A 12,242-nucleotide genomic window follows, 5' to 3' on the forward strand; every position below is an offset into this window, starting at 1 on the left:
GTCCCGCGCCACGGTAGTGGGGGTCGGGTTTGCGTGAACAGCTACTAACGTCGTCTGTCGGGGACCGGCCTGTTGACCGGCCCCCGACAGGATCAGACGTCAGCCGGTGACGTGTGGAAGACGCCGATTACTCGGCGGCCTCCCACTCCCCGACGTTCCACAGAGCACCGTTGTACGACTGCATGTACACGCGGTCGATACCACGGAAGGCCCACATCGACGGCGTCTCGAACAACGGGATGGTGGCGTAGTTGTTCGCGATCGCCTCGTCAGCGGCGATGTAGTTCTCCAGCGCGTCGTCCTCGCTGGTCGCCGAGGTCGCCTTGGCGAAAGCCTCGTCGATCTTCGGGTCGTCGAGGCCCTGCCAGTTCTGGTTGCCGTCGCTGATGTAGATGGCCTTGGACTCGGCCTTGAACGGCGCGGACGACCAGCCGAAGAGGGCGATGTCGTAGTCACCCTTGTCGACGCGACCCTTCAGGAAGTTCGGGTCGGTGTCGTCCTTGACCTCGATGCCCGCGGCCTGCGCCTGGGACTGGATGATCTCGACCGTCTGGCTACGACGGGCGTTCTCGTTGTGCGAGATGGTGACCGAGAAGCGGACGCCGTCCTTCTCGTAGATGCCGTCGGAGCCCTTCTTCCAGCCGCCCTCTTCGAGGGTCTTGGCCGCGGCCTCGGCACCCTGGTTCATCTTGTCGCTGTAGCGGTCCTCGTAGCCTTCCTCACCGGTGAAGAAGACGATGCTGCCCAGCGGCTCGGCGTCGGCCTGGACCGGCTTCAGCAGCTTGCTGACGATCTCCTCGCGGTTGACGACCTGGAAGAACGCCTTGCGCGCGGCCTCGTCCTTGAACACGTCACGCTTGAGGTTCAGGTCGAGGTGCTCGTAGGTGAGCTGCGCGGCGGAGGCGTACTTCACGCCCTGCGCGGACAGGCCCTTGAGGGTGTCGGCCGCGGTGGCGTCCGGCTGGGTCGACGCGGCGACGTCGATCTCACCGTTCTGCAACGCCGTGGCCATGGCCTTGGTGTCCGGGATGGCGCGAACGGTGATCTCCTTCGGACCGCCCTTGGCCCCGATCCAGTTCGGGTTCTTGTCCAGGACGACCGTGTCGGAGTTCGAGTCGTAAGACTTGATCTTGTACGGGCCGGAGCCGGGCATGATCTCGGCCTTGAAGCCCTTCCACTCGCCCGACCAGAACTTGGCGACGTCCTTGGCTTCCTTCGAACCCGGCTCGACGTCGCGGATGTCGTCGATGCCGACTTCCTTCTCGATGATGTGCGCGGGCAGCAGGCGCACGTCACCGAACATGCCCATGTAGTCCAGGTACGGCTCGCTGAACTCGGCACGGAAGGTCTGGTCGTCGGTGCACTCGGGCGTCATGAGCTCGTAGCCCGTGGTGGAGGCGGAGTTGAACCCGTCGGTGGTGCCGGAGCTGGCGAGCCACGCGAGGTAGAACTCGCGGCAGTCCCACTCGTCGCCGTCGGACCACTTGACGCCGGGCTTGGCCTTCCACTCGACGACGAACGGGTCCTCGGAGACGAGCTCGACGGACTCCATCACGTCGGCGTTGACCAGGACCTTGTTGTTACCGTCGAGGACGGTGGGGCCCGTGATGACGCTCGTCAGGATGTAGGTGTTGTACGAGCTGTTGGCGTCCGCGGTGTTGTTGTTGTACGCGGAGTAGCCCTCGTCGATGGCCACCGTAACGGGGTCCATCTCGGGGACGTCGGCGAGCTTGAAGTTGTCGCCCTCCTGAGCCTTGCCCTCCGCCATGCTCGCGGCGTCAACGGTCGAGCCGTTAGCGTCCGCGTTGTCGCCGCCACCGCACGCGGTCAGCACGAGCGCTGACGCGGCGAGCATCGACCACGCGGAGATGGCCTTCGATCTCCTCATTACGTGTGCCCTCCTAGCACTGAGTCCCGGACTCCTCAGTGGGACCCAACTCTCCGGTTAGCGCCGGAGCTTATGACACGCCCATCACACTCGATTGGCGCACTGCGGGGGAACGCTAAGAAGGATGACCACCATCGGTCAGCACTTCTCCGAGGATCGTGACCAAAGGGTGACATCTTTCCAGCGAACGCAACATACCGCAGTAACGGGCTGTGAGCAGTCGCAAGACCAGCCACCTGGTCGGTTACGTCGTTCGTCGCGACGGGTGCGTCCACTGCGGTGAACGGCGCTGCACCGTTCGTCAGCGGGGGGCGCGCGTCCAGTTGACGGCCGCGGAGAACGGGCCGACGAGAGTCGGGCCGGGGGTCACTCCGGACACTCCGGCACCCACCGCCAACGTGTCGGCGCGTTGGAAGAGCGGCACCGAGACGCTGGCGTCCCACACCGTGGGCTCGATCTTCGCCAGGCTCTGCTTCAGTGGCTTCTCTCCGGTCAGCGCGGCGTCCAGCACCGGCTGCAGGTCCGGGTCGCAGAAGCCGGCGGGGTTGGCGGGCACGGCGGGTTCGGAGTCGGACTCGGCGTCGTCTTCGTCCGGTGTGGACGACTCTTCCGAACCGTCCTTCGTGTCCTTCGGTGCCGTGGTCGAGACCGCTGTGGACGTGGCGTTCTCGCTCTCCGACGAACTTTCCTCGTCGGTCTCCTCGTCGGAGTCCACACCGCACCCGAACCAGGAGGCGGCCGTGGTCGCCGGGTCGGCGCTGATCGCACGCGGGATCACGGCGATGTCGATACCCACCTGACCGTTGGTCGGGACCGGCTCTCCGGACGGTCCGCCGTCGAGGTCGACCGGCGCGGACAGGGTGGAGTTGAACAGTTCCTTCGCCGGCGGATGCACGGCGGTGACGTCCACACCGTGGGCGATGAGCTGCTCGGTCAGCTTCTGCGCGATGCGCTGGTACGGCTGCTTCTGCCCGGGCGAGGCGATCACGAGCGACAGTTCGCGGCCGTTCTCGTCGACCCAGCTTCCGGCCTTGCGCTCGTACCCGGCCTCGGCCAGCAGCTTGTAGGCGCGCTTGGTGTCGCGCTTCAGCGGCGGGCCCGCCCCGGGGATCGTGTGCGAGTACTGCGGCGACGACGGCGGCAACACCTGCGCGCTGGCCCGCAGGGACGCCGAGTCTCCGCCCCTGGTCCCCTCCTCGATGAGGGCGTTGCGGTCGATCAGCGCTGCGACGGCTTCCCGCACCGTGTCGTCGGCCAGCGCGGGCCCCACCGGACGCAGCACCACGTCGACGACGTACGGCTGCGGCACCGCCTGCAGGTTGACGTGCTCGCCGAGGTCGGCGAGCAGGGCACGCGTGTCGCCGTTGACACTGCCCAGCGCGAACTGGGCACTTCCGCTGCGCAGCGCCGACACCATGCCGGGGCCGTCGGAACGCTGCAGCACGATGCGGTCGACCGCGGCGGGCTTCTCCCAGTAGCGCTCGTTGCGTTCGATGACGATCTCACCGCGGGCGGTGTCGATCTTCTTGATGGCGAACGGGCCGCCGTAGGCGGGGAAGTTGTCGCTCAACACCTGCTGCCAACCGCCGGGGGCGTCCTTGAGGACGTGGGCGGGCAGCAGGTTCGCGAACAGCGTCTTCCAGCCGGGATAGGGGTCGCTGAAGGTGACCCGGACGAGCTTGCCGCCCTCTCCCGGTTCGATGGACTCGATCAGTTCGTACCCCGCGGCGTTGGCGACCCCGGGCTGGGTCTGCATGGCCTCGGCGAGGTAGGAGAAGTCCTCGACGGCGATGGGCGCACCGTCGGACCACGACGCCTCGGGCCGGATGCGGTACTCGACCGTGAACGGATCCTCGCTCGTCACCTCGGCCGACGTCATCAGGTTGTCGTCGAGCACGAACTCGCCCTCGGCGTCGGGCCGGAAGACGGACGGCAGCAGCAACTGGGACAACGCCGTGGTCACCGTGGACGCGTCGGCGAGCGTGTGCGGGTTGTACCCGCCGACGATGTCGTCCACGGCCGCCACGATCTGCGAGGCCGTCTCGGTGGGCGGTGGCGCCTGCGACGACGAACTGACCACGGGAGGCGGCGGTGTGTTCGAGCACGCGGTCAGCACGCCCACGAGCACCGACGCCAGCACGACCGTCCACGGCCTGCCCCTGTTCGCCCGCACGCCCGCGACCCCTCCCAGCTCGCTTCCGACACCGTTCGCCCCGACCGTCTCGGCGATGCCCGCCACTCGACCGGCCCCGACACGCCCGTTCGGGCGACCCGGCCTACCGACCGAATCGACTCGTCCTGTTCCCCTGTGTGGCTGACGCGCGAACGCACCATGTGGTTCCACAGTTTCTCAGGACGACCCGTCGGGTTCGTGTCAAGGCCCCCGAAAAGGCCACTCGGGGCGTCGACGCGCGCTCAGGCGTTGCGGTCGCGGCTGCGGGCCCGGGAGCGCTCCTTCGCCCGCTGGTTGGCGTCCAGGACCACCTTGCGCACCCGGATGGCCTTGGGCGTCACCTCGACGCATTCGTCGACGGAGCAGAACTCCAGCGCTTCCTCCAGGTTGAGGGTGCGGGGCCGGGCGAGTCGCTCCAACTCGTCGCCTGTCGACGACCGCATGTTGGTGAGCTTCTTCTCCTTGGTCGCGTTGATGTCGAGGTCCTCGGCCCGCGGGTTCTCGCCCACGACCATGCCCTCGTAGACCTCGGTGCCCGGCTCGACGAAGAACGTGCCGCGGTCGGCGAGCTGCAGCAACGCGTAGGTGGTCACCGGGCCGGAGCGGTCGGCGACCAACGAGCCGCTGTGGCGCGTCCGGATCTCGCCCGCCCACGGGAAGTATCCCTCGAAGATGTGGTTGGCGATGCCGGTGCCTCGGGTCTCGGTGAGGAAGTCGGTGCGGAACCCGATGAGGCCACGCGACGGCAGGACGTACTCCAGCTTGATGCGGCCGGTGCCGTGCCCGTCCATCTGCTCCAGCTTGCCCTTGCGGGCGGCCAGGAGCTGGGTGATCGCGCCGAGATGTTCCTCGGGTGCGTCGATGTAGAGGCGCTCGAACGGCTCGTGCACGACACCGTCGATGGTCCGCGTGACGACCTGCGGCTTGCCGACGGTCAGTTCGAAGCCCTCGCGTCGCATGGTCTCGACGAGGATCGCCAGCGCCAGCTCGCCACGGCCCTGGACCTCCCACGTGTCGGGCCGGTCGGTGGGCAGGACCCGCACGCTGACATTACCGATCAGCTCGGCGTCGAGCCGCGCCTTGAGCAGTCGCGCGGTGAGCTTGTCGCCGCCGCCGCGTCCGGCGAGGGGCGACGTGTTGACCCCGAACGTCATCGAGATGGCGGGTTCGTCGACGGTGATGCGCGGCAACGGCTCCGGGTGTTCCGGGTCCGCGAGCGTGTCGCCGATGGTGATGTCCGGGATACCCGCGATCGCCACCAGGTCGCCCGCCTCGGCCTCGGTCGCGGGGACTCGGGTGAGGGCTTCGGTGACGAGCAGTTCGGAGATTCGCACGTTGCGTGCCGAGCCGTCCTCGCGCAGCCACGCGACGGTCTGCCCCTTGCGGAGCTTGCCCGCGTGGATGCGGATCAGCGCGATCCTGCCGAGGAAGCTCGACGCGTCGAGGTTCGTGACGAGCGCGCGCAGCGGCGCGTCCGGGTCGGCCTTCGGGGCCGGGATGCGGTCGAGCAGCACGTCGAACAGCGGGTCGAGGTTGTCGCCGTCGGGCAGCTCACCGTCGGCGGGGCGCTCCAGGCTGGCCACGCCCGCGCGCGCCGCGGCGTACACGACCGGCATCGACAGCACGGCGTCGAGCGCGTCGTCGTCCATGCCGTCGATCTCGCCGGCCAGTTCGAGCAGCAGGTCGTGGGTCTCCTCGACGACTTCGGCGATCCGGGCGTCGGGGCGGTCGACCTTGTTGACCACGAGAATCACGGGTAGCTGCGCGGCCAGCGCCTTCCGCAGCACGAAGCGGGTCTGGGGCAGCGGTCCCTCGCTTGCGTCCACGAGGAGCACGACCCCGTCGACCATGGACAGACCGCGCTCGACCTCGCCACCGAAGTCGGCGTGGCCCGGCGTGTCGATCACGTTGATCGTCACCGGACCGTTCGGCGTGGCCCGGCGGATCGCGGTGTTCTTCGCGAGGATCGTGATGCCCTTCTCACGCTCCAACTCGCCGGAGTCCATGACTCGCTCGACCGGTTCGGAGCGTTCGGCGAAGGCACCGGACTGCCGCAGCATGGCGTCGACCAGAGTGGTCTTGCCGTGGTCGACGTGCGCCACGATGGCGACGTTGCGGAGGTCGGTGCGGACTTTCTGAGCGGCGGCTGTGGGCACGCGGGAGCTCCCTGGTAATGAGAAATGATGGTCGACCAAACGGACTCGACGGCCCCGGCGTGGTCGGTGACCAGCATAGTCACAGCACGACAGTGCCGAAGGCCACCTGCCTGCCGCGCCGTTCGCACCTAGCCTCGGCAGGGTGGGCAAGAAGGATCGACCCAGCCCCGACGACCCGAAAGCCGTCGTCCGTCACCTCGTCAAGAAAGGCAAGGTCAAGAAGAAGTGCTGCCGGTCGCGGCCTCGCTGTGACAAGTGTCCGGTGAGGGCACTCAAGAAGGCCCAGAAGAAGGCCCAGAAAGAAGCACAGAAGCGGGCGCGCAAGCAGGACGAGAAGCAGGTGCGTACGACGACCGGCACGAAGGCGGGCGGGAAGAAGCGGAAGAAGAAGGCCGCCAAGAACGTGGAGAAGGCCCTGCGGCAGGCGTCGGGCACGTCGTCGGCCGACACGCTGACCTGCGCCGATCGGTGAGCGACGGTCCTATCCGGCCAACGCCTCGTTGAGCGCACGCAGTTCGGGCGCCGTGCGCGTGGCCGAGAACTCGACGACCTCGTGATGTGCCAGGTGCCTCAGCAACAGCGGGTCGCCCGCGAGCGTGGCTTCCAACTTGCCGGTGGACATCGGTCGCGCCAGCAGGACCTCCCCGCGGTGGTCCACCCGACGCCCCGAGGCGAGGAACAACCCGTGCTCGAACTGCCGGGCGAGCCACTCGGTGTGGTCGGGTATCGCGTAGTCGATCTCGGGCTGGGGAGCCGTGTACGTGAGCAGAACGACGAACATACCCCCACGGTAGGCCGGTGAGTCCTCCGTCACACCTCGGTCGGGTCACGCGCGCAGCCGCGCCCGGAGGTCGGGCAGGAACGCCCGGTCGGCGGGGAGCCAGTCGAGTGCGTCCAGTTCCGTCTCCGTCACCCAGCGCAGTGCCCGATGCTCCACGGGCCGGGGCTTCATACCGTCGGCCAGCGTCACGGCATAGACGCGGAAGAGCATGCCGTTCGGCAACCGCACCTCCGGCCCCACGCGATCCCCCACGACGACCTCGACGCCCAGCTCCTCCCGGCATTCCCGGCGCAGGCCTTCGGCATCGGTCTCGCCGTCCTCGACCCGGCCGCCGGGCACCTCCCACAGCCCCGCCACGTCAGGTGGGAAGGCCCGCTGCTGCACGAGCAGCCGACCGTCGTGCACCAGGGCCGCACCCACCACCACGGTCGCGCCCCGGCTCGCGGGGAACGCGGATCGTTCGTCGGTCGTCACGAATCGAACAACCTACCCGCGACGTCGAGGCCCGTCACGATCCGACGGTCGCGATGCCGTCCGCGTCCAGGGACAGCACCACCCGGTCGCCCGGCACCGCGCGGCTCGTCATGGCGGCGACGGCGGACACCTCGCCGACGTCGGAGTCGGGCCGCACCAGCAAGCGGACGTGATCACGCCGATGGACCCTGCTCACCACCTGCCCGACCAACCGACCGGCGGGCTCGGCCTCCCGGTCCAGCTCGACCGCGCGCACGGCGTTGGGCCGCAACCCCACCGTCACCTCGCCGGAGGTGACCCACGGCAGCGTCACCTCGCCGAGCGCGCACTGCAGTCGGCCGTGGTCGACGTCTCCCCGCAGGAACGTCGTCACCCCGAGGAAGCGCGCGATCCGCTCGTCGACGGGCCTGCGCCACACGTCGAGCACGTCGCCGACCTGCCGGATCGAGCCGTCGTCGAGCACCGCGATGCGGTCGGCGACAGTGAAGGCCTCCTCCTGATCGTGCGTGACGAGCAACGTGGTCGTCTTCGTCCGGCGCAGCAACTCGGTGACCTCGATGGCGAGTTGTTCCCGCAGTTCCGCGTCGAGGCCGGAGAGCGGTTCGTCGAGCAGCAACAACCGGGGGCTGGGCGCGAGGGCCCGTGCGAGCGCCACTCGTTGCGCCTCACCGCCGGACAGCGCCGTGATCTTGCGCCGGCCGTAGCCGGAAAGGCCGACGAGGTCGAGCAGCGTGCGCACCCGCTCGTCCCGCGTGGCGCGGTCGACGCCGCGCATGCGCAGCCCGAAGGCGATGTTGCCCGCGACGTCGCGGTGGGGGAAGAGCTGGCCGTCCTGGAAGACCAGGCCGAAGTTGCGGCGGTGGACGGGCACCCCGGCGAGATCCTCGCCGTCCCAGCACACCCGGCCCTCGACGGCCGGCTCGAGACCCGCGATCGCGCGCAGCAACGTCGACTTGCCCGAGCCCGACGGGCCGAGCAGGGCCAGCACCTCGCCGTCCGCGATCTCCAGAGCGGCGTCGCGCACGGCGACCACGTCGCCGTAGCGGACGGAGACACCCGTGACCGTCAACATCAGAACTCTCCCAGCCGCGCGTGCGGGGCACGCACGCTCTCGATCAATGCCGCGACGAACACGGTCACCACCATCAACAGCGCACACCCCGCGTAGGCCATGAGGTGGTTCAGCTCGCCGGGCCGGTTGACGAGGTCCGAGACGGCCACCGGCAGGGTGGGCGCGTCGGGTCGGGCAAGGAAGCTCGTCGCGCCGAACTCCCCGAGGGCGACGACGTACCCGAACGCCGCCGCCGCGAGCAGCGACCGAGCGACCAACGGGAAGTCGACCTCCCGCCACACCCTCGCCGGGCCGGCACCGAGCGTCGCGGCGGCCTGCCGCAGGCGTTCGTCCACCGAGCGCAACACCGGCAGCACGAGCCGGACAATCATGGGGATGATCACCAGCGCCTGAGCGAACGGGATCAGCAGCGGCGACGTCCGCAGATCCCACGGCAGGTCGCCCAGGGTCACGAGGTACCCGAACCCGACGGTCACCGCGGACACGCCGAGGGGCAGCATCAGTGCCGCGTCGGTGAGTTCGCCCGTCGTCCGGGCGGCACGACTCGGCGACCGCCGCAACACCACCACCGTGACGGCGGCCAGCACACCCACGACGAGCGCGAGCATTGTCGCGTCGGACGCGGTGCGCAACGAGTTGAACGCCGCCTCCCAACCGGTGACGTCCAGCGCGCCGTTCTCGCCGAAGCCCGACAGCGCGCGGTAACCGTCGAGCGTCCAGCCCTCCCGGCCGGAGACCGACCGCAGCAACAACGCGACGATCGGTGTGAGCAGCAGACCGAGCACCCCGACCGCCACGGCCACGACGGCCCACTCGCTGCCCTCGGGACGGCGCGCGGCGTGTCGGGCGGACCGCAACTGTGCCGCGGCTTCGTTACGGCGACGGGCCACCGCACCGACCGCCAGCGCGGCGACGACGGCCACGAGTTGGACGAGCGACAGGGCCGCCGCGCCGGAGAGGTCGAGCAGATCCACCGTGCGCAGGTAGATCTCCGTCTCCAACGTGCGGTACCGGTTGCCGCCCAACATCAGAACCACGCCGAAACTCGTGGCGCAGAACAGGAACACCACGGCCGCGGCTGCCGACACGGCAGGCAACAGCGCGGGCAGCGTCACGGTGCGGAAGGCCCGGAACCGGGAAGCGCCGAGCGAGCGGGCCGCGTCCTCGATCCGCCGATCGAGCTGCGACCAGAGGCCGCCGACGGTGCGGGCGACGACGGCGACGTTGAAGAACGCGTTGGCCAGGACGATGCCGAACACACCGCTCTCGGGCCACAGCGCTCGGAACGCCAGACCCACGACCACGGTCGGCAACACGAACGGCACCAGCACGAGCGTGCGGACCACGGCGATGCCCGGCAGCCGCACCCGTGCGAGCACGAACGCCAGCGGGAACCCGGCGAGCAATGCCACCACGGTGGCTGCCGCCGCCTGGACCACGGTGAACGCGGCGAGCCGCCACGTCGACGCGTCGGCCAGCGTCTCGGCGACCCCGCCATCGGTGAAGCCGAGCCGAATGATCGCGATCACCGGCCAGGCGAAGAACAGCCCGAGGAACGCCACGGGCAGTACGCCGAGCGCACCGACCGCCGTCGCCCTCCGCACGGGCCGGGACGTCAGCCCTCCAGCAACCCGCGCCACTGCTTGATCCACTGCTCTCGGTTCGCCTGCACCTGCTCACCGGGCAACGACATCGGCTCGCTCGGCAACGGCGCCGCCTGGGCCCAACCCTCCGGCAGCACGACGCCTTCGCGTGTCGGATAGACGTACATGTTGTCCGCGACCGTCGCCTGGAATTCGTGCGAGAGCAGGAAGTCGACCACCTTGCCCGCCTCGTCCGGGTGCTCGGTGCCCGCGAGCACGCCCGCGTACTCGACCTGGCGGTAGCACGTGTCGAGCAACGCCTTCGTGCGCGGCGTGCCGTCGGCGTTCAACTCCGCGGCGGGCGACGACGCGTAGGACAGCACGATCGGCCGGTCGCCCTCACCGGACGAGCCGGAGAAGTCCTGCGTGTAGGCCTCGGTCCACCCGCTGACGACCTTCACGCCGTTGTCCTTCAGGTCCTTCCAGTAATCGCTCCAGCCGTCCTCGCCGAACTGCGACACGGTGGCGAACAGGAATGCCAGCCCCGGAGACGAGGTGGCGGGACTCGGGACCACGAACAGGTCCTCGTACTCCGGCTCGGTCAGGTCGTCGAGACTCGTCGGCTCGGAGACGTCGTTCTCGGCGAACCACTCGGAGTCGATGTTGACGCAGACGTCGCCGACGTCCACCGCCGACAACCGTTGCTGCGGGTCGACGGCGTACCGCTGCGGACCGCGGTCGGCCTCCGGTGAGGTGTACGGCTGGAAGACGCCCTCGTCGAGCGCGCGGGTGGCGAACGTCGAGTCGATGCCGAAGGCGACGTCGGCGATCGGGTTGTCCTTGGTGAGCACCAGTTTGTTGGTCAGCTCCCCCGCGTCGCCCTCCTTGCGGATCTTGATGCGCACGCCGGAGCGCTGTTCGAAGGCGTTCACGACCTCCTGCGGCACCGCCCACGACTGGTGCGTGACGAGGGTCACCGTGACCGGCCCGGTCGTCGACTCCTCCTCGCCGCCGATGACCGTGCACCCGGCCGTCAGTGCACCAGCCGAGAGCAGCGCGAGCGCCGCGCGCAACGACGTTGACCACTGGCCCGACCTCTGGCCCATTCAGCCTCCTCGCCGTGACCGTGCAGGAGGTGATGCGAGTACCTTCCTGCGTCGGCATGATCCGAATCAGGTGCGGACGGTCGTGGGCCGCGTGCCCACCTCTCAGCCCGGCGCGCCGAACTCCCGTGGCAGCGTGCAGCGTACCCGGCCGCGTACCACGATTGGCCCATGACGGAGTTACTGAGTGACGAGCGCATCGACGAGGCCCTCCGCGCGCTGCCGCTGTGGCGCCGCGTCGGAGACGCGATCGAACGCACCGCGGAGCTTTCGAGTTTCCCCGCCGCCATCGAGGCGGTGAACCGCGTCGCCGACCGCGCCGAGGCCGCCGATCACCACCCGGACATCGACATCCGTTGGCGCACCGTGACTTTCCGCCTCAGCACCCACTCCCACGGCGGGATCACGGACAAGGACATCGCGTTCGCGAAGGAGATCGACGAGGTGGTCCCGAGCGTGTGATTCCGGCCGATCCGGGCAACTCTCGCGGGTACGTCGAACGTTGGGCGGGATGAGAACCCGTCACCTGCATCACCGAGGGGAGTGCGCGATGATCCGCTTTGTCCGGCGTGTGCCGATCGCGTCGGCGCTGGCTCTGCTGATGGTTCTGACGGTGAGTGTGGCGCACCCCGCAGGCGCGGAGCCGACGGAGACGCACCAACCTCCCGAGAGTGCCGCCACCACGTCGTCGGACGAGGTCGTCCAGGCGCTCGTCGTCGGCGGCACCGCGTTCGCCCTGATGATCGCCGCCGCCGCGGCCGTGCTGTTCTACACCGCTCGCCGCCGGGCCGACGACGCGATGTGACACCACGTCGGTGCCGGTCGACTCGGCCGGCACCGACGCGCGAACGGGGCCTGGTAACGAAATCGGTGATCGACGCGGTTTCCGGGGTGTCGAGGCACAACGGAGGACCGCCATGCATCGCAACGCTCCCGCGCTCACCCCGAATCAGCGGGCGTGGGTCACCGCACTCGCCACCGCGATCACCTTCCTGCTCATTCTCATGCTGGG

At 69.2% G+C, this 12,242-nt stretch carries 11 protein-coding genes and 1 riboswitch; of the genes, 3 read left to right on the forward strand and 8 right to left on the reverse strand.

Going from position 1 to position 12,242, the window contains the following annotated elements; all coding sequences use genetic code 11:
- Positions 1-127: 127 nt before the first annotated feature.
- The 3 genes from JAV51_RS00450 to typA all read right to left on the reverse strand — a co-directional run bounded on the left by JAV51_RS00450 (position 128) and on the right by typA (position 6,217).
- Positions 128-1,888: an ABC transporter family substrate-binding protein gene (locus JAV51_RS00450; RefSeq protein WP_197318573.1), complete on the reverse strand. Its 1,761-nt coding sequence runs from the start codon at positions 1,886-1,888 to the stop codon at positions 128-130.
- A gap of 301 nt (positions 1,889-2,189) precedes the next feature.
- Positions 2,190-4,061 (reverse strand): ABC transporter family substrate-binding protein, encoded by a 1,872-nt coding sequence (locus JAV51_RS00455; protein ID WP_197318574.1) that lies wholly within the window; start codon positions 4,059-4,061, stop codon positions 2,190-2,192.
- 242 nt (positions 4,062-4,303) lie between these two features.
- Positions 4,304-6,217, reverse strand: a complete 1,914-nt coding sequence (typA, locus tag JAV51_RS00460) for a translational GTPase TypA (protein ID WP_197318575.1) — start codon at positions 6,215-6,217, stop codon at positions 4,304-4,306.
- A gap of 142 nt (positions 6,218-6,359) precedes the next feature.
- On the opposite strand from typA, the gene JAV51_RS00465 reads away from it, so the two are divergent.
- Positions 6,360-6,689, forward strand: coding sequence for a hypothetical protein (locus tag JAV51_RS00465; protein ID WP_197318931.1), 330 nt, complete (start codon positions 6,360-6,362; stop codon positions 6,687-6,689).
- Positions 6,690-6,698: 9 nt separating this feature from the next.
- On the opposite strand, the gene JAV51_RS00470 is transcribed toward JAV51_RS00465, so the two are convergent.
- From JAV51_RS00470 to JAV51_RS00490, 5 genes are read right to left on the reverse strand one after another with little or no spacing between them, the layout of a single operon-like run.
- A complete protein-coding gene (locus tag JAV51_RS00470; RefSeq protein ID WP_197318576.1) occupies positions 6,699-6,998 on the reverse strand; it encodes a YciI family protein in 300 nt (99 codons plus the stop codon).
- 45 nt (positions 6,999-7,043) lie between these two features.
- Entirely contained in the window at positions 7,044-7,472 is a 429-nt protein-coding gene (locus tag JAV51_RS00475; protein ID WP_197318577.1) for a (deoxy)nucleoside triphosphate pyrophosphohydrolase, read from the reverse strand.
- Between the two features lie 34 nt (positions 7,473-7,506).
- On the reverse strand, positions 7,507-8,544 hold the full coding sequence (locus JAV51_RS00480) for an ABC transporter ATP-binding protein (protein ID WP_197318578.1): 1,038 nt from the start codon (positions 8,542-8,544) through the stop codon (positions 7,507-7,509).
- A complete protein-coding gene (locus JAV51_RS00485; protein WP_197318579.1) occupies positions 8,544-10,184 on the reverse strand; it encodes an iron ABC transporter permease in 1,641 nt (546 codons plus the stop codon). Before JAV51_RS00485 ends, JAV51_RS00480 begins: the two co-directional genes overlap by 1 nt.
- Positions 10,160-11,233, reverse strand: a complete 1,074-nt coding sequence (locus JAV51_RS00490; protein WP_197318580.1) for a thiamine ABC transporter substrate binding subunit — start codon at positions 11,231-11,233, stop codon at positions 10,160-10,162. The genes JAV51_RS00485 and JAV51_RS00490 overlap by 25 nt, the downstream gene beginning before the upstream one ends.
- Positions 11,234-11,259: 26 nt before the next feature.
- Positions 11,260-11,370, reverse strand: a riboswitch (TPP riboswitch).
- Positions 11,371-11,401: 31 nt separating this feature from the next.
- Here JAV51_RS00490 and JAV51_RS00495 point away from each other — a divergent pair.
- Together JAV51_RS00495 and JAV51_RS00500 are read left to right on the forward strand one after the other, a co-directional pair.
- Positions 11,402-11,692, forward strand: a complete 291-nt coding sequence (locus JAV51_RS00495; RefSeq protein WP_197318581.1) for a 4a-hydroxytetrahydrobiopterin dehydratase — start codon at positions 11,402-11,404, stop codon at positions 11,690-11,692.
- A gap of 88 nt (positions 11,693-11,780) precedes the next feature.
- A complete protein-coding gene (locus JAV51_RS00500; protein ID WP_197318582.1) occupies positions 11,781-12,035 on the forward strand; it encodes a hypothetical protein in 255 nt (84 codons plus the stop codon).
- The last annotated feature ends 207 nt before the right edge of the window (positions 12,036-12,242 follow it).

This window comes from Saccharomonospora sp. NB11, from assembly GCF_015910535.1.
Classification (GTDB): domain Bacteria; phylum Actinomycetota; class Actinomycetes; order Mycobacteriales; family Pseudonocardiaceae; genus Saccharomonospora.

Excerpts from the sequence above, each read along its gene's own strand:
- JAV51_RS00450 (WP_197318573.1), bottom strand. The coding sequence starts at position 1,888 with ATGAGGAGATCGAAGGCCATCTCCGCGTGGTCGATGCTCGCCGCGTCA.
- JAV51_RS00470 (WP_197318576.1), bottom strand. The coding sequence starts at position 6,998 with ATGTTCGTCGTTCTGCTCACGTACACGGCTCCCCAGCCCGAGATCGAC.
- JAV51_RS00480 (WP_197318578.1), bottom strand. The coding sequence starts at position 8,544 with ATGTTGACGGTCACGGGTGTCTCCGTCCGCTACGGCGACGTGGTCGCC.
- JAV51_RS00490 (WP_197318580.1), bottom strand. The coding sequence starts at position 11,233 with ATGGGCCAGAGGTCGGGCCAGTGGTCAACGTCGTTGCGCGCGGCGCTC.
- JAV51_RS00495 (WP_197318581.1), top strand. The coding sequence starts at position 11,402 with ATGACGGAGTTACTGAGTGACGAGCGCATCGACGAGGCCCTCCGCGCG.
- JAV51_RS00500 (WP_197318582.1), top strand. The coding sequence starts at position 11,781 with ATGATCCGCTTTGTCCGGCGTGTGCCGATCGCGTCGGCGCTGGCTCTG.